Source organism: Vibrio sp. HI00D65 (assembly GCF_001635455.1).
Lineage (GTDB): Bacteria > Pseudomonadota > Gammaproteobacteria > Enterobacterales > Vibrionaceae > Vibrio.
On sequence record NZ_LWEH01000193.1, the window covers coordinates 1 to 394 of the forward strand.

Sequence of the window (394 nt, forward strand, 5' to 3'; positions counted from 1 at the left end):
CAAAGCACCTGCTTCGCTTTGCTCGGTTTTAGTGTCACTGTACTGCCAGAATCATGAGTATGATTACCCATATTTTTCAGCATTTCACGATGCTACAGCTGCTCTGCGGCAGAACCAATCGAGAATTCGCAGTCAATGGAACATAAGTGGTAGCAGTCTCTTATCGTCTGGTTTTTCCCATGGTATTTGAACTTCTGAGATGCTTTTTTAATCAGCTTGTTGGTTTGCTACAGTAATTCACGTGCCCTATCGATCGCAATGCCCGAGTCAGTAGTCGGCATGTACATCAATTCACCTTAATACAAAGGAGGAATGAACTCACTGCCAAGCTTGCTAGTCGGTTAATACGCATAAGCCATCAAACCCAATTCGAACGCAATCATCACTTTTGAGT

At 43.4% G+C, this 394-nt stretch carries 2 pseudogenes; both read right to left on the minus strand.

From position 1 onward, the window contains the following. Positions 1 to 137 (minus strand): annotated as a pseudogene (locus A3712_RS28345) (copper-resistant cuproprotein CopI); the annotation flags it as partial. Beyond that, positions 131 to 394, minus strand: a pseudogene (locus A3712_RS28905) (hypothetical protein); the annotation flags it as partial. The pseudogenes A3712_RS28905 and A3712_RS28345, both read right to left, overlap by 7 nt.